The sequence below is a fragment of the Phormidium sp. CCY1219 genome, from assembly GCF_035615515.1.
Classification (GTDB): Bacteria; Cyanobacteriota; Cyanobacteriia; order Cyanobacteriales; family Laspinemataceae; genus CCY1219.
Genome location: NZ_JAJENT010000298.1, coordinates 1 through 946 on the forward strand (window position 1 = coordinate 1; position 946 = coordinate 946).

1 protein-coding gene and 1 pseudogene are annotated in these 946 nt (G+C 37.9%); one reads left to right on the forward strand and one right to left on the reverse strand.

Annotation, left to right across the window (positions count from 1 at the left end):
• Window positions 1–160, reverse strand: a pseudogene (locus tag LKK83_RS31935) (transposase); the annotation flags it as partial.
• Between the two features lie 265 nt (window positions 161–425).
• Between LKK83_RS31935 and LKK83_RS04975 the strand changes: the two are divergent.
• Window positions 426–946, forward strand: a 521-nt coding sequence (locus tag LKK83_RS04975; protein ID WP_324629815.1) for a transposase, incomplete at its 3' end; no start/stop codon positions are given.

The following is a 946-nucleotide window of genomic DNA, read 5'->3' on the forward strand; positions in this document are numbered from 1 at the left end:
ACCTTTTTCTGTTGCCACTTCTGACAAGATAGCTGCTAACCTTATTTTTACTTGGCCCACTAATACTTTCTTGCGTATGCATGGGAATCCAAACTAAATGGACGTGGGCCAAACCTACTGAATGGTTGCCGTGTCGGTATATTTTTTGTCGATTTTTCATGTTGATGGGTTGACATTTATCGACCCCTTGATTAGAATGGAAACCTGAGCAAAAAAACTAAGAAACAAACAAAAAGTTATGGATGTCAACAGGTTTTATTGCATCCAGATAAAGACCGGCGGGCTGTATTAGAATATTTGTGCGGTGAGGCAAACAAAGTATTTAATTGCTCTGTTTATTATGCCCGACAAGTTTGGTTTAAAAAAAATCGATTGGTCACTAAAGGCGAAGCAGGCAGATGAAGTGGAACAGACATTTTAACGCGATGTATGCTTCTAGTGCCCAACAAATATGCAACGGCGTTGTTGAATCTTTGAGCAGCTTTAAAGAATTACTCAAGCTATTTGGGAAAGGTGAATTGGCTAATAAGCCTAAACTACCCAATTACCGAAAACCAGGTTTATTTACCGTTTCTTATCCTAAAAAATGGTTGAAGCTCACCGATAAAGGGATTAAAGTTCCATTAGGACGTAAGGTAAAAGCATGGTTTGGATTGGAGGCATTCTACATTCCGATAGCGAGTAATTTAGACTGGAACTCAATTAAAGAAATTAGGATTTTACCCCGCCACGGTTGCTTTTATACCGAGTTTGTTTATGAGATGAAAATTCAGTCAGTTAAGTTAGACCCGGATAAAGCTATTTCTATTGACCACGGCTTAGACAACTGGTTAACTTGTGTAGATACTCAAGGCAATAGCTTTATTATTGACGGTAAACATCTCAAGTCAAAAAATCAGTGGTACAACAAGCAAATTGCGACAATTAAAAAAAATAAACCTCAAGG